Source organism: Stenotrophomonas sp. ATs4, assembly GCF_051861585.1.
Lineage (GTDB): Bacteria > Pseudomonadota > Gammaproteobacteria > Xanthomonadales > Xanthomonadaceae > Stenotrophomonas > Stenotrophomonas maltophilia_AS.
Genome location: NZ_JBLYPK010000001.1, coordinates 405,367 through 431,548, shown reverse-complemented (window position 1 = coordinate 431,548; position 26,182 = coordinate 405,367). Strand labels below are relative to the sequence as shown.

Genomic DNA, 26,182 nt, shown 5'->3' with positions numbered 1-26,182 from the left:
CGAGGCCGCGCATGATCCGTCGCCTGCACGACACCAACGACCTGGTGCGCGCGTTCCCGCGCGTGCATTTCGTCGGCATCGGCGGCACCGGCATGAGCGGTATCGCCGAAGTAATGCTGACGCTGGGTTACGAGGTGTCCGGCTCGGACAACGCCGACAACGTGGCGACCCGCCGCCTTGCCAGCCTGGGTGCGCGCATCATGCGCGGCCACTCGGCGGCCAATGTGCTGGGCACCGACTGCGTGGTGGTCTCCAGCGCCATCCGCGAAGACAACCCGGAACTGATGGAAGCGCGCAGCCAGCGCATTCCGATCATGCCGCGTGCGGCGATGCTGGCCGAGCTGATGCGCTTCCGCCGCGGCATCGCCGTGGCCGGTACCCATGGCAAGACCACCACCACCAGCCTGACCGCCGCGGTGCTGAGCGAAGGTGGCCTGGACCCGACGTTCGTGATCGGTGGCCAGCTGCTGGCTGCCGGTGCCAACGCCAAGCTGGGCGGTGGCCAGTGGCTGGTGGCCGAGGCCGACGAAAGCGATGGCAGCTTCCTGCGCCTGAACCCGCTGATGTCAATCATCACCAACATTGATGCCGACCACCTGGAAAACTACGGCAACGATTTTGCCCGCGTGCAGGCGGCGTTCGCCGAATTCCTGCAGCGCCTGCCGTTCTACGGCCTGGCGGTGCTGTGCATCGATGACCCGGAAGTGGCTGCACTGGCCGCCAAGACCCCGCGCCACGTGATGAGTTACGGCATGAGCCCGCAGGCCGATGTGCGTGCCGAGAACGTGGTGCAGGAAGGTTCGCGCATGCGCTTCACCCTGCGCCTGCCGCAGGGCACCAGCCAGGAAGTGGTGCTGGCACTGCCGGGCAAGCACAACGTGCTCAATGCACTGGCCGCCGCTGCAGTGGGCTGGCAGCTGGGCGTGGCACCGGATGCGATCGCACGTGCGCTGGAAGCCTTCGCAGGTGTCGGCCGTCGCTTCAATGATCTGGGCGAAGTGACCACTGCCAGCGGTGCCAAGGTGCGCATCATCGATGACTACGGTCATCACCCGAGCGAACTTGAGGCGGTGTTTGCCGCCGCCCGTGGTGGCTGGGCCGACAAGCGTCTGGTCGTGGCCTTCCAGCCGCACCGCTACAGCCGTACCCGGGACCAGTTCGACAAGTTCGCCGCCGTGCTGTCCAGCGTCGATGCGCTGGTGCTGAGCGAGGTCTATCCGGCCGGTGAAGAACCGATCGCCGGTGCCGACTCGCATGCGCTGGCGCGGGCCATCCGTGCGCGCGGCCGTAGCGAGCCGGTGGTGGTAGGCAAGGCTGCCGAGCTGGCCAGCGTGCTGCCGGACGTGCTGCAGGATGGTGACCTGCTGCTGATGATGGGTGCCGGTGACATCGGTGCCGTCGCAAGCCACATTGCGGTGGAAGGTTTCAAGGCGGAGGGCGAGGCGTGAGCACGCTGACCTTCCCGCCGCTGCGCGTGACCGACCCGGCCGTGTTCGGTCGCGTCGCCGTGCTGCTGGGCGGAAGCTCCAGCGAACGCGAGGTGTCGCTGGACTCCGGCCGCAACGTGCTCGAAGCGCTGCAGTCGCGCGGCATCGATGCGTTCGCGGTGGATGGCATTCCGGCGCTTGCCAAGGCGCTGGCTGCCGGTGGCATCGACCGCGTGTTCAACATCCTGCACGGCCACAACGGTGGTGGTGAGGACGGCATCGTGCAGGGCCTGATGGACGCCTTCGGTGTGCCGTACACCGGCTCCAACGTGCTGGGCTCGGCGCTGAGCATGGACAAGATCCGCACCAAGCAGGTGTGGCTGTCGCTGGGCCTGCCGACCCCGCAGTACCGAAAGGTCACCGCCGAGGACGTGCACGCCAATGCCGCCGAACTGGGCCTGCCGGTGGTGGTCAAGCCGGCCAACGAAGGCTCCAGTGTAGGTATCAGCCGGGTGACCGACGATGCCGGTCTGGACGAGGCCGTGGCGCTGGCCGCGCGCTACGACGGCCAACTGCTGATGGAGCAGATGGTGGTGGGCGATGAGCTGACCGTGGCCATCCTCGGTGATGTTGCGCTGCCGTCGATCCGCATCGTGCCCAAGGGCCAGTGGTACGACTACAACGCCAAGTACATCGCCGAAGACACGCAGTATCTGTGCCCGGGCCTGGAGGGTGACGACGAGGAGGAGATCCGGCGCATCGCGCTGGCCGCATTCCGCGCCGCCGGCTGCCGTGGCTGGGGCCGCGTGGACGTGATGCGCGACCGTGACAGCGGACGCTTCTTCCTGCTGGAAGTGAACACCGCGCCGGGCATGACCAGCCATTCGCTGGTGCCCAAGGCTGCAGGCCAGGCCGGCATCCGCTTCGAAGAGCTGGTGTGGCGCGTGCTGGAACAGACCCTGGAGGCCTCGCACGCATGAACGCGGTGCTGCGCATCTTCGTCTGGCTGCTGGCCCTGTCGGTGGTTGCACTGCCGGTGGTGGCCGTGGTCAATGGCTGGGTCGGCGCCGAGCGCTGGCCGCTGGCGAAGCTGCGCGTGCACGGTGAGTTCAAGCGGGTACCGGCCGAGCAGCTGCAGCAGGTGCTGCTGCCGTATGCGCATGCGGGCTTCTTCGCGGTCAAGCTTCAGGATGCGCAGGACGCGCTGGAAAAGCTGCCGTGGGTGGAAAGCGCGCGGGTGCGCAAGCAGTGGCCGGATGTACTCGAAGTAACCCTGGTCGAGCACAAGCCGTTCGCGCGCTGGGGCAATGACCGCCTGGTTTCCGAGCAGGGCAAGCTGTTCCCCACGCCGAAGAAGCTGGCTGACCTGGCGCTGCCCGAACTGGACGGTCCGGACAGCCAGACCGAAGAAGTGATGAAGCTGTACAGCGACTCGCGTGCATTGTTCGCACCGGCCGGCGTGGACGTGCGCCGGGTGACGATGGATGCGCGGGGCAGCTGGTCGCTGGTGCTCAGCAATGGCACCGAAGTGGTGGTCGGCCGCGACGACGCGCGCTCGCGCATGCAGCGCTTCGTCAAAGTGCTGCCGCAGCTCAACCGTCAGGACGCGCCGATCGAACGCGCCGACCTCCGTTACACCAATGGTTTCACGCTGAGCTGGGGTACCCCGGCCACGTCGGCGAAAACGCCGGCGACCCCGGCCAGAAGCACGCAGGAAAGAACATGAATCGCAAGGGTGACAAATCGCTGATCGTTGGCCTGGACATCGGCACCTCCAAGGTGGTGGCGCTGGTGGGCGAGTATTCGCCGGGCAACCCGATCGAAGTGATCGGCATCGGCTCGCACGAATCGCGCGGGCTCAAGCGTGGCGTGGTGGTGGACATCGAATCGACCGTGCAGTCGATCCAGCGTGCGGTGGAAGAAGCCGAGCTGATGGCCGGCTGCGAGATCCGCTCGGTGTATGCCTCCATTTCCGGCAACCACGTGCAGTGCAAGAACTCGCCCGGCATCGTGCCGATCCGCGACGGCGAAGTGACCTGGGGTGACCTGGATCGCGTGCTTGATGCGGCCAAGGCGGTGGCGATTCCGGCCGACCAGAAGATCCTGCACGCGATCCCGCGCGAGTACGTGCTGGACGATTCGCAGGAAGGTATCCGCAACCCGGTCGGCATGACTGGCGTACGCCTGGAAGTGCATGCACACCTGGTGGTGTGCGCGCAGTCGGCCGCGGCCAACATCAGCAAGTGCGTGCAGCGCTGCGGCCTGCAGGTGGACGATCTGGTGCTGTCCTCGCTGGCCTCCAGCGTGGCGGTGCTGACCGCCGACGAGCGCGAGCTGGGCGTGGTGCTGGTCGACATGGGCGCCGGCACCACCGACATCGCGGTGTTCGTGCAGGGCGCGATCTGCCACACCGCTTCGCTGCCGATCGCCGGCGACCACGTGACCAACGACATCGCGCACATGCTGCGCACGCCGACTCCGGAAGCCGAGCAGATCAAGGTGCGCTACGCCTGCGCGCTGGCCCAGCTGGCCACTGCCGAAGAAAGCATCCAGGTGCCGTCGGTGGGCGACCGTCCGCCGCGCCGCATGCCGCGCCATTCGCTGGCGCAGGCGGTGCAGGGCCGTTACGAGGAAATTTTCGAGATGGTGCAGGCCGAACTGCGTCGCTCCGGCTTCGAGGAACTGGTGCGCGCCGGCATGGTGCTGACCGGTGGCGCTTCGAAGATGGAAGGCGTGGTCGAACTGGCTGAGGAAATGCTGCAGATGCCGGTGCGCGTGGGCATCCCGCAGCACGTTACCGGCCTGGGCGAAGTGGTGGGCAACCCGGTGCACGCCACCGGTGTGGGCCTGCTGCTGATGGGCAGCCAGATCGAGCACCCGCGCCGGCCGTCGCTGCCGACCGGGCGCGCGGGAAGCATGTTCAAGAAACTCAAGACCTGGTTCCGCGGCGAGTTCTGACGCGGAACCTGCACTACCCGGGCTCGCCCGGTTGCAATACCAGCAACACGACGCAACACCGGCAACACATAACCCACACAGCCGCAACGACGGCATGCAGCACGAAGGCAGGACGCCCGAATGCCCATGCAATCGAAAGCGGATACAACGAGGACACGGACATGGCGCATTTTGAACTGATCGAAAAGATGGCACCCAATGCGGTGATCAAGGTTGTTGGCGTGGGCGGCGGCGGCGGCAATGCCGTGGCGCACATGGTCAACTCGGCAGTGGATGGCGTGGAATTCATCACCGCCAACACCGACTCGCAGGCCATCAAGAATTGTGGTGCCAAGCTGCAGCTGCAGCTGGGTACCAACGTGACCAAGGGCCTGGGCGCAGGCGCGAACCCGGAAGTCGGCCGTCAGGCCGCTCTGGAAGATCGTGAGCGCATCATGGACGCGCTGCAGGGTGCGGACATGGTGTTCATCACCGCCGGCATGGGCGGTGGCACCGGCACCGGCGCTGCACCGGTGGTGGCACAGCTGGCCAAGGAAATGGGCATCCTGACCGTGGCCGTGGTCACCAAGCCGTTCCCGTTCGAAGGCCGTCGCCGCATGCAGGTCGCGCTGAAGGGCATCGAAGAACTGAGCCAGCACTGCGACTCGCTGATCACCATCCCGAACGAGAAGCTGATCACCGTGCTGGGTCGCAACGCGACCATGATCCAGGCCTTCCGTGCCGCCAACGACGTGCTGCAGGGCGCCGTGCAGGGCATCGCCGACCTGATCGTGCGTCCGGGCCTGATCAACGTCGACTTCGCCGACGTGCGCACCGTCATGTCCGAAATGGGCCTGGCGATGATGGGTACCGGCACCGCCCGTGGCGATGACCGCGCGCAGGCCGCTGCCGAATCGGCCATCCAGAACCCGCTGCTGGATGACGTGAACCTGGCCGGTGCCAACGGCATCCTGGTCAACATCACCGCAGGTGCCGACTTCACCATGGCCGAGTTCGACGAGATTGGCCGCACCATCGATGGCTTCGCCTCCGAAGACGCCACCGTGGTGGTGGGTACCGTGCTCGACCCGGACATGCAGGACGAAGTGCGCGTGACCGTGGTCGCCACCGGCCTGAACCGCGTGTCGGCCAGCAAGTCCCAGCGTCCGGGCGAGCGTGCGCCGATCAAGCTGGTCCGCAACGCCACCACCGGCCAGCCGGAATTCGGCGACTTCGACAATGGCGGCGACGCCGTGTCCAAGGCTGTGGGCGGCATGGGCCTGGGTCTGCGTCGTGCCAGCAGCGACACTGCGGCCGCTTCCACCCCGTCGGCCCCGGTGGCTTCGGCCCCGGCGGCGGCGGAACTGCCGAACGATTACCTGGACATCCCGGCCTTCCTGCGCCGCCAGGCGGACTAAGCGGGGCGGCCCGGGGCTTGTCCTCCCCGGGTTGCGCCACCATGTCCTGAAAACGCGGGCGCCGGGCCAGGATGGGCCCGGCCGCCCTGCTTCACGCGCGTCCCATTGGCGCGCCGGTGTGTCCTGCCGGCGTTTCAGCAAGGGTAGGGGACCCTGCGTGTTAATCTAATGTGTCACTTCCGGTCCATCCCCCATGATCCAGCAACGCACCCTCAAGAACACGATCCGCGCCACCGGCGTTGGCCTGCACAGCGGTGACAAGGTCTACATGACCCTGCGCCCGGCACCGGTCAACCATGGCATCGTGTTCCGCCGCGTGGACCTGGACCCGGTCGTGGAAGTGCCGGCCAAGGCCGAACTGGTCACCGAAGTGACCCTGTGCACCGGCCTGACCTGCAACGACGCGAAGATCCAGACCGTCGAACACCTGATGTCGGCATTGGCCGGCCTGGGTGTGGACAACATCATCGTCGAACTGTCCTCGGCCGAGCTGCCGATCATGGACGGTTCGGCCGGCCCGTTCGTGTTCCTGCTGCAGTCGGCAGGCATCGTGGAACAGGAGGCGCCGAAGCGCTTCATCCGCGTGCTGAAGACCGTGGAAGTGACCGAGGGCGACAAGGTCGCCAGCTTCACCCCGTACGAAGGCTACAAGCTGGGCTTCACCATCCAGTTCGACCACCCGATGATCCCGGCCAAGCAGTCGCGCCAGGAAATCGAGTTCTCGACGCTGGCCTACACCAAGGAAATCTCCCGCGCGCGCACCTTCGGCTTCATGCGCGACCTGGAGTACATGCGCGAACGCAACCTGGGCCTGGGTGGCTCGATGGACAATGCCATCGTGCTGGACGAGTTCCGCGTGCTCAACGAAGACGGCCTGCGCTATGCCGACGAATTCGTGCGCCACAAGATCCTCGATGCGATCGGCGACCTTTATCTGGCCGGCGGCCAGGTGCTGGGCGCCTACGAGGGCTTCAAATCCGGTCACGCGCTCAACAACAAGCTGGTGCGGGCGCTGATGGCCGACGCCACCGCCTGGGAATGGGTCAGCTTCGACTCGCCGGCCACCCCGGATCCGGTCGAGTACGCGACTCCGGCGTACGCCTGACCTTTATAGGTTGTTGAATTGAAAGACAAAAGCGCCGCCTTCAAGGGCGGCGTTGTCGTTTCAGGCGCTCGCCGCGCATTCAGTGCGCTTGAGGAGCGTCAAGGCGGGTTCGAGATCACGGTTTTGTGAACCTGTTGGATCGGAAGCCTGAATTTAACGTAGTTTTAACACCAATCTAACGACAGGGCCCCGGATGGCAGCTAGGATGCGACCCGGCCCCCGAAATGTTTCACGCCGTGGTGACACGCGCGACGGGGAGCGGAGCCGGATGCTCCGTTGTCATCAGGACCGCTTCTTCGGCTTTGAAGGAGCGTCCTGCAGGCAAGCCAAGGCGTCGCGTAGCCCTTTGTGCGTGGCGGCTGAAACTGCGTGGGGTCCATTCCGGTTGTCGAGCGCTGGGGAGCGCGTGGGAGTGGGAGACGCAGTCTTGATGGTCACCTTGGTGGCCTTCAGCCCGATGGAACGGGCCGCGTCGAGCAACTGGGCTTCGGCAAGCCGCAACTTGGCATGCCAGACCGGGGACTCGACGAGAAAAACGAGGTGTTCCCCGTCCACATTGGCAAGCCGGCAACGGCTGCGAAGAGGGGGCGGCAACTGGGGGCGCAACTGACGGTCCAGCGCGTCGAGCCACAAGGCACGCCGCAGCGGGTTCCCGCTTTTGTCAGCCATCACCGCATCCAGCGCCGGTTTCGGCATGGAGGCGGGGCGAACGCTGGATTTCGGCTCAGACATGAAAACTCACTGATGGCATTCAAAAAGATCGTAATCAAAACGCGTGAAGGACAGGCCAAATCGTCGCCCATCGCGCGTTTGCGGTTCTATTTCGAGGACCGCCCCCGCGCCCTGCTGGGCAGCGTGCTCGGGGTAGGCTGCATTATCGGCCTTGCCGGCGGCATTGGCGCGAGCGCGCTGAATGATTCGCGCCTGCAGGCCAAGGTCGAGCGACAGGACGCGGAGCTGGCCAAGGTCCGGCGCGACGCGCAGACCCAGGTCAACGCGCTGGCGGCCCGCCTCGGCGAGCTGCAGGCCCAGGCTACCCGCCTGAACGCCCTCGGCGAACGGCTGACCCAGATGGGCAAGCTGGAAGACGGCGAATTCGACTTCAACGAGACCCCCGGCCTGGGTGACGGCGATGCTGGTGGCCCGACCACCGACATCCCGGTCAAGGACGTCAACGCCGACTTACAGGTGCTGGAGCAGCGCTTCGCTGCTTCAGGCCGCCAGTTGTCGGTGATGGAATCGCTGATGTTCGACCACCAGCTGCAGCAGAACGCCGTGCCGTCGCGCATGCCGATCCGCAACAGCTATGTGACCTCCGGCTTCGGTACCCGTGCCGACCCGTTCGGCCGCGGTGCCGCCACCCACAAGGGCATGGATTTTCACGCCAGGGTCGGTGACCCGGTGATGGCCGTGGCCGAAGGCGTGGTCAGCTTCTCCGGCGTGAAGGGCGGCTACGGCAACGTGGTCGACGTCGACCACGGTAACGGCTACGTCACCCGCTACGCGCACAATTCGCGCCTGGTGGTGAAGGTGGGCGACCTGGTCCGTGCAGGGCAGGAAGTGGCCAAGGCCGGTTCCACCGGCCGTTCGACCGGCGCCCACGTGCACTTCGAGGTGTGGGAAAACGGCAACGTGGTCAACCCGCGCAAGTTCCTGGGCGACGGCGGCAACACGCCGGTCGGTCGCATCAGCCGCGGTTGATCCCTGCTTGGTAGTGCCGGCCGCTGGCCGGCAATGCCTGTGGATGACCTAACGAGGTTTCCGGCCAGCGGCCGGCACTACCCCCTACGGGGTTGAAACCCCTCGCGCCCGTCCCAAGCTACAATGGGTGTTGCCATCGACAGGGCGCCAGGCGCCCTGTTTCGTTTGCGGCGGACGGATCCCAAGGGGGAGGCCGGGCGTCGTGTCCATCCAACCCGGTTCCTTCAATGATCAACAGCCTGCTTACCCGCGTATTTGGCAGTCGTAACGAACGACAGCTGCGCCAGCTCAACCGCATCGTCGCCAAGATCAATGCGCTGGAGCCGGAGATCGAGAAGCTTTCCGACGAGCAGCTTCAGGCCAAGACGCCGGAGTTCAAGCAGCGCATCGCCGATGGTGAAGCCCTGGACAAGGTGCTGCCGGAAGCGTTCGCGGTCTGCCGCGAGGCCGGTCGCCGCGTGCTGGGCATGCGCCACTACGACGTGCAGCTGATCGGCGGCATGGTGCTTCACCTGGGCAAGATCGCAGAAATGCGCACCGGTGAAGGCAAGACCCTGGTGGCGACCCTGCCGGTGTACCTCAACGCGCTGGAAGGCAAGGGCGTGCATGTGGTCACCGTGAACGACTACCTGGCCCGCCGCGATGCCGCGCAGATGGGCAAGCTGTACAACTGGCTGGGCCTGAGCGTGGGCGTGGTGTACCCGGGCATGCCGCACAGCGACAAGCGCGAAGCCTATGCCTCGGACATCACCTACGGCACCAACAACGAATTCGGTTTCGACTACCTGCGCGACAACATGGCGCTGTCCAAGGCCGACCGCTACCAGCGCGGCCTGCACTACGCCATCGTCGACGAAGTCGACTCCATCCTGATCGATGAAGCACGCACCCCGCTGATCATCTCCGGCCCGGCCGATGACTCCCCGGAGCTGTACATCCGGGTCAACCGCGTCGTGCCGAACCTGGTCAAGCAGGACGTGGAAGACGGCGAAGGCGACTTCTGGGTCGACGAAAAGGGCAAGCAGGTGCACCTGTCCGAAGCGGGCATGGAGCACGCCGAGCAGCTGCTGGTCGAGGCCGGCATCCTCAATGCCGAGACCGAAGGCCTGTACGCACCGCAGAACCTGACGGTGGTCCACCACCTCAACGCCGCGCTGCGCGCGCACGCGATCTACCAGCGTGACGTGGACTACATCGTGCGCGACGGCGAAGTGGTCATCGTCGATGAGTTCACCGGCCGCACCCTGTCCGGCCGTCGCTGGTCCGATGGCCTGCACCAGGCGGTGGAAGCGAAAGAAGGCGTGCCGGTCCAGCGCGAGAACCAGACGCTGGCCAGCATCACCTTCCAGAACCTGTTCCGCATGTACAAGAAGCTGTCCGGCATGACCGGTACGGCCGATACCGAAGCGTTCGAGTTCCAGAGCATCTACGGCCTGGAAGTGGTGGTGATCCCGACCAACCGCCCGACCATCCGCAAGGACAGCCCGGACCAGGTGTTCCTCAACCGCAAGGGCAAGTTCAATGCGGTGCTGGCCGACATCGAAGAGTGCGCCAAGCGCGGCCAGCCGGTGCTGGTGGGTACCACCTCGATCGAAACCTCGGAAATGCTGTCCGAGCACCTGAGCAAGGCGGGCGTGAAGCACGAAGTGCTCAACGCCAAGCAGCATGACCGCGAAGCGACCATCGTCGCCAATGCCGGTCGTCCGGCCGCGGTCACCATCGCCACCAACATGGCCGGCCGTGGTACCGACATCGTGCTGGGTGGTTCGCTGGAAGCGGAAATCCACGAACTGGGCGAAGACGCAACCGACGCGCAGAAGGCCGCGGTCAAGGCCGAATGGCAGAAGCGCCATGACGCGGTGAAGGCTGCGGGCGGCCTGCATATCGTCGGCACCGAGCGCCACGAGTCGCGTCGTATCGACAACCAGTTGCGTGGCCGTTCCGGTCGCCAGGGTGACCCGGGCTCGTCCCGTTTCTACCTGTCGCTGGAAGACAACCTGATGCGCATCTTCGCCTCCGACTGGGTGCAGAAGGCCATGCGCATGATGGGCATGAAGGAAGACGACGTCATCGAAGACCGCCTGGTCAGCCGCCAGATCGAAAAGGCGCAGCGCAAGGTCGAAGCCCACAACTTCGACATCCGCAAGAACCTGCTGGACTTCGACGACGTCAACAACGACCAGCGCAAGGTGATCTACGCCCAGCGCGACGAACTGCTGGACGCCGAGTCGGTGAAGGACAACGTCGACGGCATCCGCGACGACGTGATCTTCGACATCGTCGCGCGCTTCGTGCCGCCGAACTCGATCGACGAGCAGTGGGACCTGCGTGGCCTGGAAGCGACCCTGGAGTCGGACTTCGGCCTGCAGATGTCCTTGACCGACCTGGTCAAATCGCACGAAGAACTGGATGCCGAAGCCATCACCGCCAAGGTGCAGGAACGCGTCAACCAGCACTTCGCCGAGAAGGAAGCCGGCGTGGGTGAAGAGACCATGCGCGCGCTGGAGAAGCACGTGATGCTGACCGTGCTGGACCAGAGCTGGAAGGAGCACCTGGCCCGCATGGATTACCTGCGCCAGGGCATCTACCTGCGCGGTTATGCGCAGAAGCAGCCGAAGCAGGAGTACAAGAAGGAAGCCTTCGAGCTGTTCTCGGACATGCTGGAGAACGTCAAGCGCGAAGTGGTGACCCTGCTGTCGCGCGTGCGCATCCGCAGCGACGAGGAAGTGCAGGCCCTGGAAGCGGCCGAGCGCCAGCAGGTCGAAGCCCGCCTGAGCCAGTCGCAGTTCCAGCACCAGGACGTTGGCAGCTACAGCGCCGACGAGGAAGCTGCGCAGGTGCAGGCCGCCCAGCAGGGCATCGCACAGGTGCAGCGCGACGAGCCGAAGATCGGCCGCAACGATCCATGCCCCTGCGGCAGTGGCAAGAAGTACAAGCACTGCCACGGCCAGCTGAGCTGACCTCGAAGAACCCCGCGAAAGCGGGGTTTTTCTTTGGCCGCGGAGGATCCCGCCGGTACCGTGATTGCGCCGGTCGCCCTGTTCTGGGCATTCTTCCCCCATGCCTTCCCCCACCCGATCGATCCACGTTGTGGCCGCCGTCATCACCGACGCCCGTGGCCGCGTGCTGCTCAACCGCCGTACCGAGAACCGCGACATGGCCGGCCTGTGGGAATTCCCCGGTGGCAAACGCGAATCCGGCGAAACCTCCGAACAGGCGCTGGTGCGTGAACTGCGCGAGGAACTGGGTATCGAGGCCGATGTCGGCGAGTGGCTGATGGACGTGCCGCAGCGTTACCCGGACAAGCACCTGACCCTGGAAGTGCGCCATGTGCGCAGCTGGAAGGGCACCCCCCGTGGGCGCGAAGGCCAGGCGATCACCTGGGTGGCACCGGACAAGCTGGGCCGCTACTCGATGCCGCCGGCCGACCTGCCGGTGGTGGCTGCGTTGCGCCAGCCCGACAGCTACCTGATCACGCCGGCGCCGGCCGACGATGGCAGTGGCGTGCAGCATTGGCATGAGCAGCTGCAGCGCGCAGTGGGCGCGGGCCAGCAGCGCATCCAGCTGCGCTTGCCACCGGCACATCCACAGCGGCAGGCGATGCTGGAACAGGCCCTGCGCACGCATCGGCGCAGCGGCGTGCAGTGGCTGCTCAATCGCGATATTGAACTGGCGCGCGCACTGGGCGTGGGCGTGCACCTGGGCAGCGAACAACTGTTGGAGCTGGACAAACGCCCGCTTCCCGAGGGGCAGCTGGTTGCCGCGTCCTGTCATGACCTGCAGCAGCTGCAGGCCGCGCAGCGGCTGGGTTGTGATTTTGCGGTGCTGGGCCCGGTACAGGCCACGGCCAGCCATCCCGATGCCGTGCCGCTGGGCTGGGATGCCTTTGCCGAGCTGCGTGCGCAGGTGTCATTGCCGATCTACGCGCTGGGCGGCATGGGCAGCGGCCACATCGCCGAGGCGCGCCGCCACGGCGGGCAGGGCATCGCCGCGATTCGCGCGCTGTGGCCGGAGTAAGGCTGCTTCGCTCGCCGGGCATGGCCCGGCGCTACCGTGTGGAACGAAGGCAGTAGATCCACGCCATGCGTGGATGGATGTTCGCGATCACAGCGTGATCCAGAAACACCCATATTGCCGCCGCAGCCCCAGCACCGTGGACGCACGCGCCGCGCTGCCGGGCAGCGTCTGCTCCAGGCGCAGGCCGATCGGATGCCGCGCCACAGAGGCCACGGGGTCGGATCCCTGCGCACCAGGGCTCTGGCCCTCATCCTGCGATTGCGGCAGCGCCTGCGAGGGATACACCGGTGCCACGTCCACCAACGGCCGTCGCGCCAACGATTCCAGTTGGCCCAGGATGCGCTGCGCGCCGGCGTCGGAGACCGCGCCCCACAGGTACAGCGAGGACAGCCGGTTCACATCATTGCCGGAAATACCGTTGCGCAAAGCCTCCACCAGCTCGCTCAGCCGGCGCGGGCAGCGCGCGCCCAGCGTGTCGCGTGGCAGGGTGTTGCCGGTGGCTGCGGGCGGTGGCAACCGGGACCGCGCACCCAGGCTGTCGCAGGGCCGGTCGGTATACACGCTCTGGCCCTGGGCATCGGCGCAGCGGTTCAGGCGCGTGGACTGCGCATGGACAGTGCTCGACAGCGACCACAGCAGCAACAGCATCAGCAGGAAGAAAAACCGGTTCATCGACGCAGGGTAGCGCCGTTGAAGGCTGCGTGGCGTGCTTTCAGCCCTGCAGCAGTTTCAGCACCGAGGTGGTCGGCTTGGCCAGGTTCAACGTGTAGAAGTGCAGGCCGGGCGCGCCGCCTTCGATCAGGCGCTGGCACAGCCTGGCCACTACTTCAGCGCCGAAGGCGCGCACCGATTCGGTGTCATCACCGTAGGCCTGCATCTTGCGGCCGATCCAGCGCGGAATTTCCGCACCGCACTGCTCGGAGAAGCGACGCAGCTGGCTGAAGTTGGCGATGGGCATGATGCCGGGAGTGATCGGCACCTGCACGCCGAGCCGCCGCACTTCGTCGACGAAGTGGAAGTAGGCATCGGGGTTGAAGAAGTACTGGGTGATCGCGGCGTCGGCGCCGGCATCGATCTTGGCCTTGAAGTGCTTCAGGTCGGCCAGCGCATCGGAGGCCTGCGGATGCGTTTCCGGGTAGGCGCCGACCTCGATGCGGAACGCGTCGCCATGTTCGGCGCGGATGAAGGCGATCAACTCGGCCGCATAGCGCATGTCGCCAGGGAAACCCATGCCGGAGGGCAGGTCGCCACGCAACGCGACCAGGCGGCGGCAGCCGATGGCGCGGTAGAGCTTGAGCAGCTCGCGGATCTCCTGGCGGGTGCCGCCGACGCAGGACAGGTGGGGGGCCGCGTCGAAGCCATGGTGCTGGTTGAGATGGCGCACGGTCTCGGAGGTGTAGCTCAGGGTCGAGCCACCGGCGCCGAAGGTACACGACACGTACTCGGGGCCGTAGTCCTTCAGCTTGGCCGCGGCGCGGTCCAGTTGGCTGCGCTGCTCGTCGGTCTTGGGGGGATAGAACTCGAAGCTGATGGCAGTCATGGCATGGGCGGCAGCGGCGGGTACGGGTGAGTATATCGCTCCATCAAGATGGATGTGCAAATGACGCGCAAGCGGCGCCGTCCGCAGCACGCAACCGTTCGCCCCGGCGACCGGCCGCTGCTCCGAAATCGCAACCGGGGGTACTGGGCCGGCAGCACGCTGTTCCCATTCCGGCACCACCCACCCGACGAAGGAGTAGACGATGAAGATCTTCCTGGCACTGTGGTACGCAATGAAGGCGCTGGCCCGGCTGGCGATGATCGGCATGGCGATGGCCGTGCTCGGTTCCGGCTCGGCGCATGCCGCCCCTGCCAGCGCCCCGGCCGCTGGCCAGGTGCAGGTCGAGGTGGTCGGCAAGGGCCGGCCGCTGCTGATGATTCCCGGACTGAACAGCAGCGCCGAGGTCTGGCGCGAGACCTGCCTGGCGTTGAAGGACGTGCAGTGCCACCTGGTGCAGTTGCCCGGCTTTGCCGGTGCCAGCGCCGCCACGCCGCGCCCGGCGGATTTCCTGTCGACCATGCGCGACCAGCTGCTGGCCTATGTACAGGGCCAGCAGCTGGACCATCCGGCGGTGATCGGCCACAGCCTGGGGGGCGTGCTGACCCTGCAGATGGCGCTGAAGGAGCCGGATGCGCTGGGGTTGTTGGTCATCGTTGATGCGTTGCCCTTCTACGCGGGCATGCAGAACCCGCAGGCCACCGCGCAGAGCGTGCAGCCGTTGGCCGAGCAGATGCGCACGGCCATGCTGGCCGCGGACACGGCCAGTTACCAGGCACAGGCCGAAGCCGCGCTGGGCCCCTTGACCGCCACCACTGCGCGCCTGCCTGAACTGAAGCGCTGGGGCCGCGACAGCGATCGCACCACCACCGCCGATGCGATGTACTCCCTGCTGGTGCACGACCTGCGCAGCGAAGTGGCCGGTATCCGTTCGCCCACGCTGGTGCTGGGCGCATGGGCGTCCTACAAGGCCTTCGGAGCGACCGAGGCCTCTGCCCGTTCGATCTTCCAGGCGCAGTACGCAGCGCTGCCCGGTGTGCGCATCGAACTGAGCGCGGCCGGCCACCACTTCCTGATGTGGGATGATCCGCAATGGCTGCGTGGGCAGGTGCAGGCGTTCCTCGACAGCCACCGCTGAACCTCCCGTCCGCACCGGTCACTGCCATGCCCGAATCGACGTCCACGCTGCGCTTCTGGTTGATCAACACCCTCGGCTGGGCGCTGTTCTGCGTAACCAGCCTGGCCATGACCGGCGCGTTCGGTGGCGGCAGCAGTGGTGGCACACTGATCAGCGTCGGCCTCGGCGTGCTGCTGTATGGCATCAGCGGCGGCGTGCGTGCGCTGGCATTGCGGGGCCGCTGGTGGCGGCTGGAACTGGGCGCGCTGGTGCTGCGGCTGGCACTGGCGGTGCTGCTGGGCGCAGCACTGGCGCAACTGCTGCTGACGGCGGTGCTGCAGCCGGCGCTGGCGATGGGGTGGGTGGATTTTGGTGGCCGATCGGGTGATTTCCGCCCGGTCGCACGCCTGCTCTACTGGCTCAACACCGTGCTGATGCTGGGGCTGTGGACCGCGTTGTGGGCTGGCCTGCACGGCGTGCGCAGTGCGCGCCAGGCCGAACTGGCCCGACTGCGTGCCGAAGCCGAACGCAGCGCCCTGGAGCGTGACGCGCTGCGTGCACGGCTCAATCCGCACTTCATGTTCAACGCACTGAACAACCTGCGCGCGCTGATCCTGGAAGATCCTGAGCGTGCGCGCGACATGGTCACCCGCCTGTCGCGCACGCTGCGCCAGGCGTTGGCGCACAACCGCAGCGAGCAGGTCATGCTGGTCGAGGAACTGGCGGTAGTGGACGATTACCTGGCCATCGAAGCGATCCACTTCGAACAGCGCCTGCAGGTAAGCCAGCACATCGATGCCGATGCCATGCAGGCGCAGTTGCCGGCGATGGCGCTGCAGCTGCTGGTGGAAAATGCGATCAAGCACGGCATCGGCAGCCGCCCGGGCGGCGGTGAGGTGCAGATCCGCGCCACGCTGGACAATGCTGTGCTGCGTCTGCAGGTGGACAACCCGCTGGGCACGGGCAATGAACCCAGCCATGGCCACGGCGTCGGCCTGGCCTATCTGCGCACGCAGCTGGGCACGTGCGGTCGTTTCACGCTGCAGCCGGTCGGCGACCGCATGCAGGCCCTGCTGGAGATTCCACAATGAGTGCCATGCTGCGTGTGTTGATCGTTGATGATGCGCGGCTGGCGCGGCAGGAACTGCGTACGCTGTTGTCGGCGTTGCCGTGGGTGCAGTGCGTGGGCGAGGCCGACGATGTGCCCGCCGCGCGCGAGGCGATCGCCACACTGGCGCCGGACCTGGTGCTGCTGGATGTGCAGATGCCCTCGGGCAGTGGCTTCGATGTGCTGGACGGGCTGGAGACGGTGCCGGCGGTGGTCTTCGTCACAGCCTACGACACCTACGCGGTACGCGCGTTCCAGGCCAACGCGCTGGACTATCTGGTGAAGCCGGTCGAGGCACCGCGCTTGCTGGAAGCATTGCAGCGGGCGCGCCAGCGCGAGGTGGTGGCGGGCGAAACGCCGGAGACGCGCAGCACGCTGGGCGCGCAGGACCAGGTGTTCGTGCGCGAGGGCGAACGCTGCTGGTTCGTCGCGGTGTCCGAGATCCGCCGGTTGGTGGTGGATGGCAACTACACGCGGTTGTGGTTCCGCGACCAGAATGCGCTGCTGACCCGCAGCCTGAGTGCGCTGGAAGCACGCCTGCCGCCGGAGCTGTTCTTTCGCGCCAACCGCAACACGCTGGTCAACCTGCGCCGTATTCGTGGCGTGACGCCCAGCGTCGCTGATGGCTACGACCTGTCGCTCGATGATGGCAGCGAGGTGGAGGTGTCGCGGCGGCAGGCGCGTGAACTGCGCGAGCGGATGGCGTTGTAGCCGCCGCTACAGCTCGGCACTGACCGGGCTGGTGATGAAGCCCCACAGCAGGCGTGCCATCACCGCCGGCGAGCGTGCCTGCGCACGGGCATAGGCAAGCAGTGCATCCAGCCGTGGGCGGTCGTAAAGATGACCCGCCAGCAGCACCGCATGCACGCGCCGGGTATTGGCGGTGTCGTGGAGCGGGTTGCCATCAAGCAGCACCAGGTCTGCGGCTTTGCCGACCTCGACGCTGCCATGCGATGCCTGCAGCTGCAGATGACGCGCGGCCTGCAGCGTTGCCGCGCGCAGCACGTCCGCCTGGTTCAGGCCTGCCTGTCGCAGCCACTGCAGTTCATCGTGATAGCGGAAGCCGCCCAGCGCGGTATCGGTTCCCACCAGCACGGTGACACCTGCACGATGTGCGGCACCGGTGAGCGCCAGCCCATGATCGAAGTACACCTTCAGCGCATCTTCGCCGCGCTGGCCTGGGTAGCGATCGGCGGTGGCCGTCAGATCATCGCGCCATGCCCAGCGCGAAAGCGGATCCAGATAGACCAAGCGCGCATCATCGACGAACGCCGGATCGCGTGCTCGTGCATCCTCTTCGCGGGTGACATGGGTCGGCACGAACGCGGCACCGCTTGCCTGCATCAAGCCGAATGCGTGGTTGCACACCGAAGGCTGGTAGCCACCGACCATGCGTTCGGCCAGTGCGGTCGGGTCTTCGCCATCCAGCATGCCGCCACGCCATGCGGCGGCGTTGTCGAAGCAATGGCGCACGAACAGGTGCGCATGTTCGAAGCTGCGTTGACCCGCCTGCAGGGCGTCTTCCAGCGGCACCGCCCTGGGCAGATGGCCGACCAGCGGACGACGCAGCTGCCGCGCCTCGATGGCCAGCCGCTGGTAGGTATCCGCGCGCAGGCGGTTGTAGACCTTCAAGGTATCGACACCGCGCGCGCTGTACACGCGTGCACGCTGTGCCGCGGTGTCCGGCGCCAATGCTGGATCTTCGAAATAGAAGCTGGCGATCTGCACGAAGCGCGGTGCGACCTGCTGGCCGGCAACGGCCTGTGCGGTCCAGCGGCGCTTGTCGGCTACGCAGGCGATCAGCGGATCGGTGGCCTGCGGGCAGTCCATCATGTCGCGGGTGCCAGTGATGCCGTTGGCCAGCATCAGCGGGAACTGCAGCTGCGGCGACAACTGCAGTGCATGGGTGTGCATGTCCCAGAAACCGGGCAGCAGCCAACGGCCACCGGCATCGAGCACCGGCAGGTTGGTGTCCCGTGGCGTTTCGCCCATGGCGGTGATCGTGCCGTTGCGCACCGTCACCGTGGTGGGTTCGCTGACCTGGCCGCGCGCGACGTCCACCACCCGCGCGTTGACGATCACGCGGCTGTTGCCTGGCTCGGGCAACGGTGGTGCCGACAGCGGCCAGAGCAGAGCGGCGGTGAACAGCACTGCGGGCACCAACACGAGGGCAGCGAGTACTTTCAGTAGACGCTTCATGGGCCGCACTGCTGGCTGCGAAGCTGCGCGTGAACGCCACCGTCATTGGCCTGTATGTCCAGATGCAAGCCGTGGTGGTCGCAAAGCCGGCGCATGATCTCCAACCCCAATCCGCTGCCGCTGCTGTCTGCGCGCTTCTGGAAGGGGCGGGGCGTGGGCCAGCTGCCCAGCGAAGGTGTGGCGGAAGCGGTGTTGTGGACCTGCAGAACGCCTGCTTCGAACGTGATCAGCACCGTGCCCTGCGGGGTGTGCGCGAAGGCGTTGCCGATCAGGTTGGCCAGCACCACCTGCAGCGCAGCTTCTGGCGCGTGCAGTGCTGCGTCGTGGGGCACCGAGAGTTGCACGTCCACCGGCCGCGAGGCCAGCAGTGGGGACTGTTCAACGATCACCCGCTCAAGCAGCGGAACGAGCCTGACCGGCCCGCAACGTGTGCCTGCAGGTTCTTCGCGAGCCAGCGCCAGCAATGCGGTCATGGCTTGCTGCAGCTGCAGCGCCGACAGGCGGATGTGCTGCAGATGCTGTTGCCCGCGTGCGGACAGCCCCGCCTCGCCGAGCAACTGGCTGGCCGCGCTGGAGATGACGCTCAACGGTGTACGCAGTTCGTGGCTGGCATCACGGGTGAAGGCATGCTCCCGTTCGATGAACGCGGCGACCCGCTCCGACAAGCCATCCAGCGCGCGCGCAAGTACCCCGATTTCGTCATTGCCGAAACGGTCTGCCAGGTGTGTGCGCTGTCCAGACGGTGGTTGCAGTGATTCAACCTCATGGACCAGCGCATACAGGGGGCGTGTGGCGCGGCGTGCCAGCCACAGGCCGAGCAGGATCGCGACCAGGATCATGGCCAGCGCCGTACCTCCCAGCAGAAGCACCACTCTATCGCGGATCGGACGCACCACCAGCTGTTCGCTGACTTCGTACACCAGCCATGCGGGAGGCGCGGACGGGGAAGCCTGCAAGCGCTTGACGTGGTAGTGGCGGCCCTGCTCGCCGCCGAACTCCGAGCGCCAAGGCTCCTCGGCGAAATCTGCCCGCAGGTCGGCGGGAAATGTGGCAGATGAGTCATGCAGCTGGACTGCTGCATCGGCGGGCAGGCGCCAGCGCCCCGTGCGGGCTTGGTAGGCACGCTGCACCGCCGCTTCGCGGTCCAGCTGGGCGTTGAAGATGCTGTCCTCCACTGCATACATGAAGACCAGCGAATACACTCCAAAGACCGAGGCAACCAGCAGTGCGAAAACGGTGAACGCCACCACCAGACGCCGGCGTAGACGATGGACCGGGCGTGGCCTCATGGCGATGCTTCCAGACGGAAGCCGACACCATGCACGGTGCGCAGCATCTCGCTGTCGAACGGCCTGTCCAGGACCTGCCGCAACAGGTACAGATGCGAGCGTAGCGGGTCCGACGGTGGCGCTTCATCACCCCACAAGCGCTGCACCAGTTCACTGCGGGTCACCGTGCATGGCCACGCTTCGGCCAGTTCGAGCAGGATGCGCTGGGCCAGCTGTGGCATCTCCAGCGCAACGCCATCACGCCACGCCTGACCCGTGCGGCGATCGATGCACAGTGGGCCGATCTGCAACCGGTGGGGCTGGTTGAGACGATGGCGGCGCGCCAGCGCCAGACAGCGTGCCAGCAGTTCGGCATCGTCGAACGGCTTGACCAGGTAATCATCGGCGCCGGCGGCGAAGCCCTGCAGTTTGTCGACCAGTGCGTCGCGTGCGGTCAGCATCAACACAGGCACGTGGCGGTCGCAGCCATCGCGCAGGCGACGGCACACCGTGGTCCCATCGATTCCCGGAAGGCCCAGGTCGAGCAGCACGACGTCCGGCGGATTGGCCAGGACCATCCGCAGGCCGAGCTCGCCGTCGGCGGCGAAATCCACCTGGTGGCCCTGCGCCTGCAGCATGTCGACGATGGCCGAGGCCAAGGGCAGGTTGTCTTCGATCAACAGCAGGCGCAGGCGTTCGGCGTCCATGGTCAAGGCTGCATGCGGGCTAGAAGTGCCTTAGCTTCTTCCAGTGCAGGCTGCTTTTCCAGCACGGCCCGCAGTTGGGTGCGGGCGCGCGTGGCATCGCCCAGCCGCCAGTGCGCTTCGGCCATCGCCACGTCCAGCCGCGGTTCGTCCATGTGTGGACGGGCCAGCTGCATGATTGCCAGCGCATCGGCGATCGCTACAGGCGTCTGCGCAGCCTGCAGCTGGTAGAAGCCAAGGATGCCGATCAGTTCGACGTGGTAATCCGCAGGGCGCCGCGCCAGCTGCTGGACGGCCTGCGTGTCGCGTAGTTGCAGGTGCCGCTCCACCAGCGCCATGCTGCGCTCGTCGCGCCAGGGTTCACGGGCCACCGGTACCTGCCCGCTGGCACGCACGAATGCCTCGGCCAGCGCAGGGGTTGAATACGGGTTCTGCCCGGTCACGAGGCGTCCATCCACCACCACCTTGGGCATCATCAGGGGCGCTTCCTGCCAGCGGGCCCCGAGTTCACGCATGCGCGGCTCCAGCTGGAAGGCAAATTCCTTCGCCCAGCGCTTGCCGAACAGCAGCTCCTCCTCCTCGCTGAAACCGGTCATGGAGCGGCCTTCCACCAGCGCGCGGCCATTGCCGAGGCGGACGCCTGCCAGCGCCGCCGGGCCATGACAGACCGCTGCGACGATGCCGCCTTGTTCCCATATGGCGGCAATCGTGCGTTGCAGCGCGCTGTCAGCCGGCAGATCGAACATGGCGCCCTTGCCGCCGATCACCAGCACGCCGCGATAGTCGCCTGCCCGCAGTTGCGCCGTTGGCAGGGTACCGGCCAGCGCGCGGACGGCCAGGGGATCAGCCAGAGCCGCAGCGTTGAAGGATTCCGTGGCGTTGTACTTGTCGGCCTCCACGGCGCCGCCGCGTGGGCTGGCCACATCGATCTCGAAACCGTTGCGGCGAAGTATCAGCCAGGCCTGGGCGAACTCGTCCATCTCGAAGCCCGGTCGGGTGCGGCCCTGGTCGCGGCCTTCGCTGCTGACCACCAGCAGCACGCGCGGGGGCTGTGCGGGAGCGGCGGTCGAGGCGGCCACGGGACCGTGGAGGATGGCCATCGCGCAGGCCAGCAGCAGGGAAGGGAAGCGGTTCATGCAGAACTCTCCGGGAGATGTGCGGGCACTGTGACCGGCAAATGTGAAGCAGACTTCAAGCGCATCGACCGTTACCCTGAGGGCCTGTTCCCGTTCGTGCATGCCATGTCCATCGTCCTCACCGATTTCGCCCGTCCCCGTCTGTTCCCACGCGTGCCGCGCGGCAACACCATCCAGGACTGCACTGCCGAGCAGTTCCAGGTACACCTCAATGCGCATGCACCGTTGAAGGTGCTGGACGGCTACGCCCCGTTCTGCAAGCTGTTCGTCTATGAGAACTGGACGAGCACGCGCTGCCTGACGGTGCCGGTCACCGACACCAACCGCCACCAGCTGCGGAGTAGCTACGAGGCGCGCAACCGCGAGGAACTGCCGGTACTGGTGCGCTGGTTCGAGGGTGTGGAGTCGCCGCGCGCGAACTATCTGGTGGTGATCCTGTACAGCGCCGAGCAGCTGGCGAAGGAAGGTTCAGCGATCGAGGCCGACTGGGGCATCGTCGGCTGCATCTACACCGCCGCGCCGGAAGAGGTGCCGATGGCACCGATCACGATGATGCGCAACGCGCTGGGCGTGGAAGAAGGCGGTTCCGGTGTTCCGCTGGATCGCGAAGCCTACCGGCGTTCCGTTGAGTTCTGGGAGAACAACGCCAACTGGAGGCCGTAGGCGGCCCGGGTCAGATCCCCGCACCGAGGGGCTCTGACCCGATCATCCGGCCCCATGCGCCCGCTATGATCGGGCCAGGCAGACCCCAAAAGGACAGGGCATGGATACCTGGGCAAGGATGATTCCGGTGTTGCTGGCAGGCGTGTTGCTGGCGGCCAAGCCCGCTGCTGACACCGCGTGCGCGCCATTGGCGGCCCTGTCCGGGCTGCGCGATGCGGGGGTGACTGCACTGTCGATGCAGCCCAGCGACGGTCGTTGCCTGGTCGAGGTGACGGCGACCAATGGCAAGGCGCTGCTTCGGCAGCAGCAGATGCTGGCCGCACTCACGCAGCATGCCTGCGCGGCGCCCGCGGAGGTGACGGTAGACAACCTGCGGCCATCACTGTTGCTGCGCACACCGAAGCGATGTGCTGCGCGTAGCAGCCAGGACCTGTTCGTCGGCGAAGGTGTTCCCTGGATGCAACCGCGCGGAAAGTTGCCGCGCTATCCACGCGAAGCCATGGAGCAGGGGCTTTCCGGGCGCAGCCTGCTCAAGGCGCTGATCGACTCGCACGGCGTAGTGGCTGCGGTGATCGTGGAGACCTCCAGTGGCCATGCGGTGCTGGACGAGGCGGCTGTGGATGAGCTGCATGGTTGGCATTTCGTGCGTGGCGATGCAAAAAGCACGGTGCCCGCGCTGACCATCGTGCGTGTACCCATGCGGTACGAGTTGGTGGAGTGACCGCCATCCACGCATGGCGTGGATCTACTGGGCAATGCCGTCCACGTGTGGCGTGAATGTACCGGGGCAATGCCGTCCACGTGTGGCGTGGCTGTACGGACCGCAGTAGAGCCACGCCATGCGTGGCTGCATCACGGTCAGAGGGCACTCCACTCCCACCACGGGTAGTGGTACTCGCGGTCGATCGCCTGCCAATGCTGGCCGCAGTGCGTGCAGGCAACGGTATGGCAATCACCCCAACTCCCTTCGGCCTCCTGCAACGAGAGCAGCTGTACCTGCCCTTGTTCGATCAGGCGACGCGGATCGAAGAACGGGTAGCGGGGATTGAGTGCGCACAGGCAGCCTTCATGCGCCTGCCAGTAGCGCAGTCGTTGCAGCGCAGCTTTGAGGTGCGCCTGGTTGCTGATCAGCATGCCGCCAAGGGCGATGCCCTGGCAGCCGCATTCGATCAGATCCACATGCGCGGCCAACGCGTCCAGCGATGAGGCACTGAACAGGCGCGCGACCGTACGGGCGGCATCGGTAATGCGCGAGGCGTCGCGCGACAGCAGGTCCTGCAGCAGCACATCGGCCTGCGCATCGTCGAGCCGGGGTATCGGCGCTGCGGACCACGGCCAGCGCATCAGCGTGACCTGCCGACGGCAGCGTAGTGGCCGGCGGTGAGGCGCAGCAGATCGACCGGCGCCAGTTCCACTTCCAGGCCGCGGCGTCCGGCGCTGACATGCAGGCTGGGCAGCGCTTCGGCGCTGGCGTCCAGGAAGGTGCGCAGGCGCTTTTTCTGCCCGAGCGGGCTGATGCCACCGACCAGATAGCCGGTCGCGCGCTGTGCGGCATCCGCAGCGGCCATCTCGCATTTTTTGCAGCCGGCCGCTTCGGCCAGCGCCTTCAGGTCCAGCTGGCCGGCCACCGGCACGATCGCCACCAGCAGTTCATGTGATTCCGTGCTGGCGAGCAGGGTCTTGAACACCTGGGCGGGATCGAGGCCGAGCTTGTCGACGGCTTCGCCGCCATACGATTCGGCGTGGGCGTCATGCACGTAGCTGCGCACGGTGTGGGCGATCTTCTCGCGCTTGAGCAGGTTGATGGCCGGAGTCATGTGGGCATCGTAGCGCGCGCTGGTCGCGTTGCCTTGACCGAGGCTATTGTCCTCGGCTCCGGTGGGGAACATCCACGCATGGCGTGGATCTACTTCGGGTTGGCAGGGGAACATCCACGCATGGCGTCCGTTTTGAAGGGGCCAGATCAGATCTACCTTGGAACGGATGGACGACATCCACGCATGGCGTGGACACAGCAGGTCAGGCGATGTATGCAGTAGATCCACGCCATGCGTGGATGCGTGGTGTACGGCCACACGCAAACGCAGAACGGGCGCCCGAAGGCGCCCGTTCCGTGTGTTGCATGCACCAGTAGTGCCGGCCGCTGGCCGGCACCCCGCAGGCATCAGTAGCGGTAGTGGTCCGGCTTGAACGGGCCTTCCACCGGCACGCCGATGTAGTCGGCCTGTTCCTGGCTCAGGGTGGTCAGCTTCACGCCGATCTTTTCCAGGTGCAGGCGCGCCACTTCTTCGTCCAGCTTCTTCGGCAGCAGGTACACCTTGTTCTCGTAGCTGTCCTTGTTGGCCCACAGGTCGATCTGGGCCAGGGTCTGGTTGGCGAACGAGTTGGACATCACGAAGCTCGGGTGGCCGGTGGCGCAGCCCAGGTTCACCAGGCGGCCTTCGGCCAGCAGGAAGATCGCATTGCCGTTCGGGAAGATGTACTTGTCCACCTGCGGCTTGATGTTGACGTGCTTGACGCCGGCGAACGACACCAGCGCATCGACCTGGATCTCGTTGTCGAAGTGGCCGATGTTGCAGACGATGGCCTGGTCCTTCATCGCGCTCAGGTGCTCGATGCGGATGATGTCCTTGTTGCCGGTGGTGGTGACGTACAGGTCGGCACGGCCCAGGGTCGATTCGATGGTGTTGACTTCATAGCCTTCCATCGCCGCCTGCAGCGCGCAGATCGGATCGATTTCGGTGACCACCACGCGCGCGCCGTAGGCACGCAGCGACGCGGCGCAGCCCTTGCCGACGTCGCCGTAGCCGCAGACCACGGCAACCTTGCCGGCCAGCATCACGTCCATCGCGCGCTTCAGGCCATCGGCCAGCGACTCGCGGCAGCCGTACAGGTTGTCGAACTTGCTCTTGGTGACCGAGTCGTTGACGTTGATCGCCGGGATCAGCAGGGTGCCGGCCTGAGCCAGCTGGTACAGGCGGTGCACGCCGGTGGTGGTCTCTTCGGAGACGCCCTTCCAGTCCTTGACCACGCGGCCCCAGTAACCCGGACGCTCCTTGGCAACGCGCTTGAGCAGGTTCTTGATGACCTGTTCTTCGTGCGAGGCGGCCTTTTCGTCAACCCAGGTGCTGCCGTTTTCCAGCTCGTAGCCCTTGTGGATCAGCAGGGTCACGTCACCGCCGTCGTCGACCACCAGTTCCGGGCCGGTCAGGGTGCCGTCGGCCAGGGTGAAGGTCAGCGCGTCCAGGGTGCAGTCCCAGTACTCTTCCAGCGACTCGCCCTTCCAGGCGAACACCGGGGTGCCGGTGGCGGCGATGGCGGCAGCAGCGTGGTCCTGGGTGGAGAAGATGTTGCACGAGGCCCAGCGCACGTCGGCGCCGATGTCCTTCAGGGTCTCGATCAGCACCGCGGTCTGGATGGTCATGTGCAGCGAACCGGTCACGCGCACACCCTTCAGCGGCAGGCTGGCGGCGTGCTTGCGGCGGATCGACATCAGGCCCGGCATCTCGTGCTCGGCGATGTCCAGTTCCTTGCGGCCCCAGTCGGCCAGGGTGATGTCGCGGATCTTGTAGTCGCCTTCGGTGGAGAAGGACTTGGCAACAGCATTCATGCAGTAGCTCCGGTTGTGGGCGAGCGGGTGCTCGCATCTGGCCGGGCGCCGTTGTTGCAATACCGCCTGCCGAGCCTGGCCGGTCTCAGGGGATCCGGTCGCAGCGCCCCTCGGCAGGGGAGGACGGCCATTATATCGCGCCCCCGGTGTGACACGCCGATGACCCAACCATCGGCAGGTGGGCAGGCGCGCATGGCCTGCTAAGGTCGGTGGTTTCACGCATCACACAGGTTGA

At 66.3% G+C, this 26,182-nt stretch carries 23 protein-coding genes, 1 pseudogene and 1 riboswitch; of the genes and pseudogenes, 14 read left to right on the top strand and 10 right to left on the bottom strand.

What is annotated here, in order from left to right; all coding sequences use genetic code 11:
* The first annotated feature begins 11 nt into the window (after nt 1-11).
* From murC to lpxC, 6 genes and pseudogenes are all read left to right on the top strand, one after another.
* Complete coding sequence (gene murC, locus ABR323_RS02140) at nt 12-1,448, top strand: UDP-N-acetylmuramate--L-alanine ligase (RefSeq protein ID WP_135272316.1); 1,437 nt, start codon at nt 12-14, stop codon at nt 1,446-1,448.
* Nucleotides 1,445-2,407 (top strand): D-alanine--D-alanine ligase, encoded by a 963-nt coding sequence (locus tag ABR323_RS02135; RefSeq protein WP_439448020.1) that lies wholly within the window; start codon nt 1,445-1,447, stop codon nt 2,405-2,407. The genes murC and ABR323_RS02135 overlap by 4 nt, the downstream gene beginning before the upstream one ends.
* Nucleotides 2,404-3,081, top strand: a pseudogene (locus tag ABR323_RS02130) (cell division protein FtsQ/DivIB); the annotation flags it as partial. The gene ABR323_RS02135 and the pseudogene ABR323_RS02130, both read left to right, overlap by 4 nt.
* A 68-nt stretch (nt 3,082-3,149) precedes the next feature.
* Nucleotides 3,150-4,385 carry a cell division protein FtsA gene (gene ftsA, locus ABR323_RS02125; protein ID WP_005408083.1) on the top strand — a complete coding sequence of 412 codons (1,236 nt, stop codon included), beginning with the start codon at nt 3,150-3,152 and terminating at the stop codon, nt 4,383-4,385.
* A 161-nt stretch (nt 4,386-4,546) separates the two neighbouring features.
* Entirely contained in the window at nt 4,547-5,782 is a 1,236-nt protein-coding gene (gene ftsZ, locus ABR323_RS02120; RefSeq protein ID WP_439448019.1) for a cell division protein FtsZ, read from the top strand.
* Nucleotides 5,783-5,975: 193 nt separating this feature from the next.
* Entirely contained in the window at nt 5,976-6,887 is a 912-nt protein-coding gene (lpxC, locus tag ABR323_RS02115; protein WP_135272320.1) for a UDP-3-O-acyl-N-acetylglucosamine deacetylase, read from the top strand.
* Nucleotides 6,888-7,169: 282 nt separating this feature from the next.
* Here lpxC and ABR323_RS02110 read toward each other — a convergent pair whose 3' ends face one another.
* Complete coding sequence (locus ABR323_RS02110; RefSeq protein WP_439448018.1) at nt 7,170-7,619, bottom strand: DciA family protein; 450 nt, start codon at nt 7,617-7,619, stop codon at nt 7,170-7,172.
* 12 nt (nt 7,620-7,631) lie between these two features.
* Here ABR323_RS02110 and ABR323_RS02105 point away from each other — a divergent pair, with 12 nt between their 5' ends.
* From ABR323_RS02105 to ABR323_RS02095, 3 genes are all read left to right on the top strand, one after another.
* Nucleotides 7,632-8,588, top strand: coding sequence for a M23 family metallopeptidase (locus tag ABR323_RS02105; RefSeq protein WP_012510051.1), 957 nt, complete (start codon nt 7,632-7,634; stop codon nt 8,586-8,588).
* Between the two features lie 227 nt (nt 8,589-8,815).
* Nucleotides 8,816-11,548, top strand: coding sequence for a preprotein translocase subunit SecA (gene secA / locus ABR323_RS02100; RefSeq protein WP_135272322.1), 2,733 nt, complete (start codon nt 8,816-8,818; stop codon nt 11,546-11,548).
* Between the two features lie 100 nt (nt 11,549-11,648).
* Nucleotides 11,649-12,605, top strand: coding sequence for a Nudix family hydrolase (locus tag ABR323_RS02095; protein WP_135272323.1), 957 nt, complete (start codon nt 11,649-11,651; stop codon nt 12,603-12,605).
* 87 nt (nt 12,606-12,692) lie between these two features.
* Here ABR323_RS02095 and ABR323_RS02090 read toward each other — a convergent pair whose 3' ends face one another.
* Both ABR323_RS02090 and metF read right to left on the bottom strand, forming a co-directional pair.
* A complete protein-coding gene (locus ABR323_RS02090; protein WP_439448017.1) occupies nt 12,693-13,277 on the bottom strand; it encodes a DUF4124 domain-containing protein in 585 nt (194 codons plus the stop codon).
* Nucleotides 13,278-13,317: 40 nt separating this feature from the next.
* Nucleotides 13,318-14,145, bottom strand: coding sequence for a methylenetetrahydrofolate reductase [NAD(P)H] (gene metF, locus ABR323_RS02085; RefSeq protein ID WP_439448016.1), 828 nt, complete (start codon nt 14,143-14,145; stop codon nt 13,318-13,320).
* A 202-nt stretch (nt 14,146-14,347) separates the two neighbouring features.
* Here metF and ABR323_RS02080 point away from each other — a divergent pair, with 202 nt between their 5' ends.
* Genes ABR323_RS02080 through ABR323_RS02070 form a run of 3 tightly spaced genes read left to right on the top strand, consistent with a single transcriptional unit; the run spans nt 14,348 to nt 17,078 of the window.
* On the top strand, nt 14,348-15,280 hold the full coding sequence (locus ABR323_RS02080) for an alpha/beta fold hydrolase (protein WP_439448015.1): 933 nt from the start codon (nt 14,348-14,350) through the stop codon (nt 15,278-15,280).
* Nucleotides 15,281-15,306: 26 nt separating this feature from the next.
* Nucleotides 15,307-16,350, top strand: a complete 1,044-nt coding sequence (locus ABR323_RS02075; protein WP_439448014.1) for a sensor histidine kinase — start codon at nt 15,307-15,309, stop codon at nt 16,348-16,350.
* Nucleotides 16,347-17,078, top strand: coding sequence for a LytR/AlgR family response regulator transcription factor (locus tag ABR323_RS02070; protein WP_135272328.1), 732 nt, complete (start codon nt 16,347-16,349; stop codon nt 17,076-17,078). The genes ABR323_RS02075 and ABR323_RS02070 overlap by 4 nt, the downstream gene beginning before the upstream one ends.
* Before the next feature lie 6 nt (nt 17,079-17,084).
* Here the strand turns inward: ABR323_RS02070 and ABR323_RS02065 are convergent, their stop codons facing one another.
* The 4 genes from ABR323_RS02065 to ABR323_RS02050 are packed head-to-tail and all read right to left on the bottom strand — an operon-like array spanning nt 17,085 to nt 21,674.
* On the bottom strand, nt 17,085-18,566 hold the full coding sequence (locus ABR323_RS02065; RefSeq protein ID WP_439448013.1) for an amidohydrolase family protein: 1,482 nt from the start codon (nt 18,564-18,566) through the stop codon (nt 17,085-17,087).
* Nucleotides 18,563-19,855: a sensor histidine kinase gene (locus ABR323_RS02060; protein WP_439448012.1), complete on the bottom strand. Its 1,293-nt coding sequence runs from the start codon at nt 19,853-19,855 to the stop codon at nt 18,563-18,565. Before ABR323_RS02060 ends, ABR323_RS02065 begins: the two co-directional genes overlap by 4 nt.
* Complete coding sequence (locus ABR323_RS02055) at nt 19,852-20,541, bottom strand: response regulator transcription factor (protein ID WP_135272331.1); 690 nt, start codon at nt 20,539-20,541, stop codon at nt 19,852-19,854. The genes ABR323_RS02060 and ABR323_RS02055 overlap by 4 nt, the downstream gene beginning before the upstream one ends.
* 2 nt (nt 20,542-20,543) lie before the next feature.
* Complete coding sequence (locus ABR323_RS02050) at nt 20,544-21,674, bottom strand: DJ-1/PfpI family protein (RefSeq protein WP_439448011.1); 1,131 nt, start codon at nt 21,672-21,674, stop codon at nt 20,544-20,546.
* Between the two features lie 105 nt (nt 21,675-21,779).
* On the opposite strand from ABR323_RS02050, the gene ABR323_RS02045 reads away from it, so the two are divergent.
* Together ABR323_RS02045 and ABR323_RS02040 are read left to right on the top strand one after the other, a co-directional pair.
* Nucleotides 21,780-22,337, top strand: a complete 558-nt coding sequence (locus ABR323_RS02045) for a DUF3228 family protein (protein ID WP_439448010.1) — start codon at nt 21,780-21,782, stop codon at nt 22,335-22,337.
* A 100-nt stretch (nt 22,338-22,437) separates the two neighbouring features.
* Nucleotides 22,438-23,058, top strand: coding sequence for an energy transducer TonB (locus ABR323_RS02040; protein WP_439448009.1), 621 nt, complete (start codon nt 22,438-22,440; stop codon nt 23,056-23,058).
* 137 nt (nt 23,059-23,195) lie between these two features.
* On the opposite strand, the gene ABR323_RS02035 is transcribed toward ABR323_RS02040, so the two are convergent.
* The 3 genes from ABR323_RS02035 to ahcY form a co-directional block, all read right to left on the bottom strand.
* On the bottom strand, nt 23,196-23,681 hold the full coding sequence (locus ABR323_RS02035; RefSeq protein WP_439448008.1) for a hypothetical protein: 486 nt from the start codon (nt 23,679-23,681) through the stop codon (nt 23,196-23,198).
* Nucleotides 23,681-24,154, bottom strand: a complete 474-nt coding sequence (ybaK, locus tag ABR323_RS02030) for a Cys-tRNA(Pro) deacylase (protein ID WP_439448007.1) — start codon at nt 24,152-24,154, stop codon at nt 23,681-23,683. The genes ABR323_RS02035 and ybaK overlap by 1 nt, the downstream gene beginning before the upstream one ends.
* A gap of 347 nt (nt 24,155-24,501) precedes the next feature.
* Nucleotides 24,502-25,947 (bottom strand): adenosylhomocysteinase, encoded by a 1,446-nt coding sequence (gene ahcY / locus ABR323_RS02025; protein WP_439448006.1) that lies wholly within the window; start codon nt 25,945-25,947, stop codon nt 24,502-24,504.
* Between the two features lie 36 nt (nt 25,948-25,983).
* Nucleotides 25,984-26,065: riboswitch (S-adenosyl-L-homocysteine riboswitch) on the bottom strand.
* Nucleotides 26,066-26,182 lie beyond the last annotated feature (117 nt).

Bases quoted from the DNA above. Each gene is read 5' to 3' on its own strand.
- ybaK (WP_439448007.1), bottom strand. From the start codon at position 24,154: ATGACTCCGGCCATCAACCTGCTCAAGCGCGAGAAGATCGCCCACACC.
- ABR323_RS02055 (WP_135272331.1), bottom strand. From the start codon at position 20,541: ATGGACGCCGAACGCCTGCGCCTGCTGTTGATCGAAGACAACCTGCCC.
- ABR323_RS02070 (WP_135272328.1), top strand. From the start codon at position 16,347: ATGAGTGCCATGCTGCGTGTGTTGATCGTTGATGATGCGCGGCTGGCG.
- ABR323_RS02045 (WP_439448010.1), top strand. From the start codon at position 21,780: ATGTCCATCGTCCTCACCGATTTCGCCCGTCCCCGTCTGTTCCCACGC.
- ABR323_RS02080 (WP_439448015.1), top strand. From the start codon at position 14,348: ATGAAGATCTTCCTGGCACTGTGGTACGCAATGAAGGCGCTGGCCCGG.
- ftsA (WP_005408083.1), top strand. From the start codon at position 3,150: ATGAATCGCAAGGGTGACAAATCGCTGATCGTTGGCCTGGACATCGGC.
- lpxC (WP_135272320.1), top strand. From the start codon at position 5,976: ATGATCCAGCAACGCACCCTCAAGAACACGATCCGCGCCACCGGCGTT.
- ABR323_RS02035 (WP_439448008.1), bottom strand. From the start codon at position 23,681: ATGCGCTGGCCGTGGTCCGCAGCGCCGATACCCCGGCTCGACGATGCG.
- ABR323_RS02060 (WP_439448012.1), bottom strand. From the start codon at position 19,855: ATGAGGCCACGCCCGGTCCATCGTCTACGCCGGCGTCTGGTGGTGGCG.
- ABR323_RS02050 (WP_439448011.1), bottom strand. From the start codon at position 21,674: ATGAACCGCTTCCCTTCCCTGCTGCTGGCCTGCGCGATGGCCATCCTC.
- secA (WP_135272322.1), top strand. From the start codon at position 8,816: ATGATCAACAGCCTGCTTACCCGCGTATTTGGCAGTCGTAACGAACGA.
- ABR323_RS02075 (WP_439448014.1), top strand. From the start codon at position 15,307: ATGCCCGAATCGACGTCCACGCTGCGCTTCTGGTTGATCAACACCCTC.
- murC (WP_135272316.1), top strand. From the start codon at position 12: ATGATCCGTCGCCTGCACGACACCAACGACCTGGTGCGCGCGTTCCCG.
- ahcY (WP_439448006.1), bottom strand. From the start codon at position 25,947: ATGAATGCTGTTGCCAAGTCCTTCTCCACCGAAGGCGACTACAAGATC.
- ABR323_RS02090 (WP_439448017.1), bottom strand. From the start codon at position 13,277: ATGAACCGGTTTTTCTTCCTGCTGATGCTGTTGCTGCTGTGGTCGCTG.
- metF (WP_439448016.1), bottom strand. From the start codon at position 14,145: ATGACTGCCATCAGCTTCGAGTTCTATCCCCCCAAGACCGACGAGCAG.
- ABR323_RS02065 (WP_439448013.1), bottom strand. From the start codon at position 18,566: ATGAAGCGTCTACTGAAAGTACTCGCTGCCCTCGTGTTGGTGCCCGCA.
- ABR323_RS02040 (WP_439448009.1), top strand. From the start codon at position 22,438: ATGGATACCTGGGCAAGGATGATTCCGGTGTTGCTGGCAGGCGTGTTG.
- ABR323_RS02105 (WP_012510051.1), top strand. From the start codon at position 7,632: ATGGCATTCAAAAAGATCGTAATCAAAACGCGTGAAGGACAGGCCAAA.
- ABR323_RS02095 (WP_135272323.1), top strand. From the start codon at position 11,649: ATGCCTTCCCCCACCCGATCGATCCACGTTGTGGCCGCCGTCATCACC.
- ABR323_RS02110 (WP_439448018.1), bottom strand. From the start codon at position 7,619: ATGTCTGAGCCGAAATCCAGCGTTCGCCCCGCCTCCATGCCGAAACCG.
- ftsZ (WP_439448019.1), top strand. From the start codon at position 4,547: ATGGCGCATTTTGAACTGATCGAAAAGATGGCACCCAATGCGGTGATC.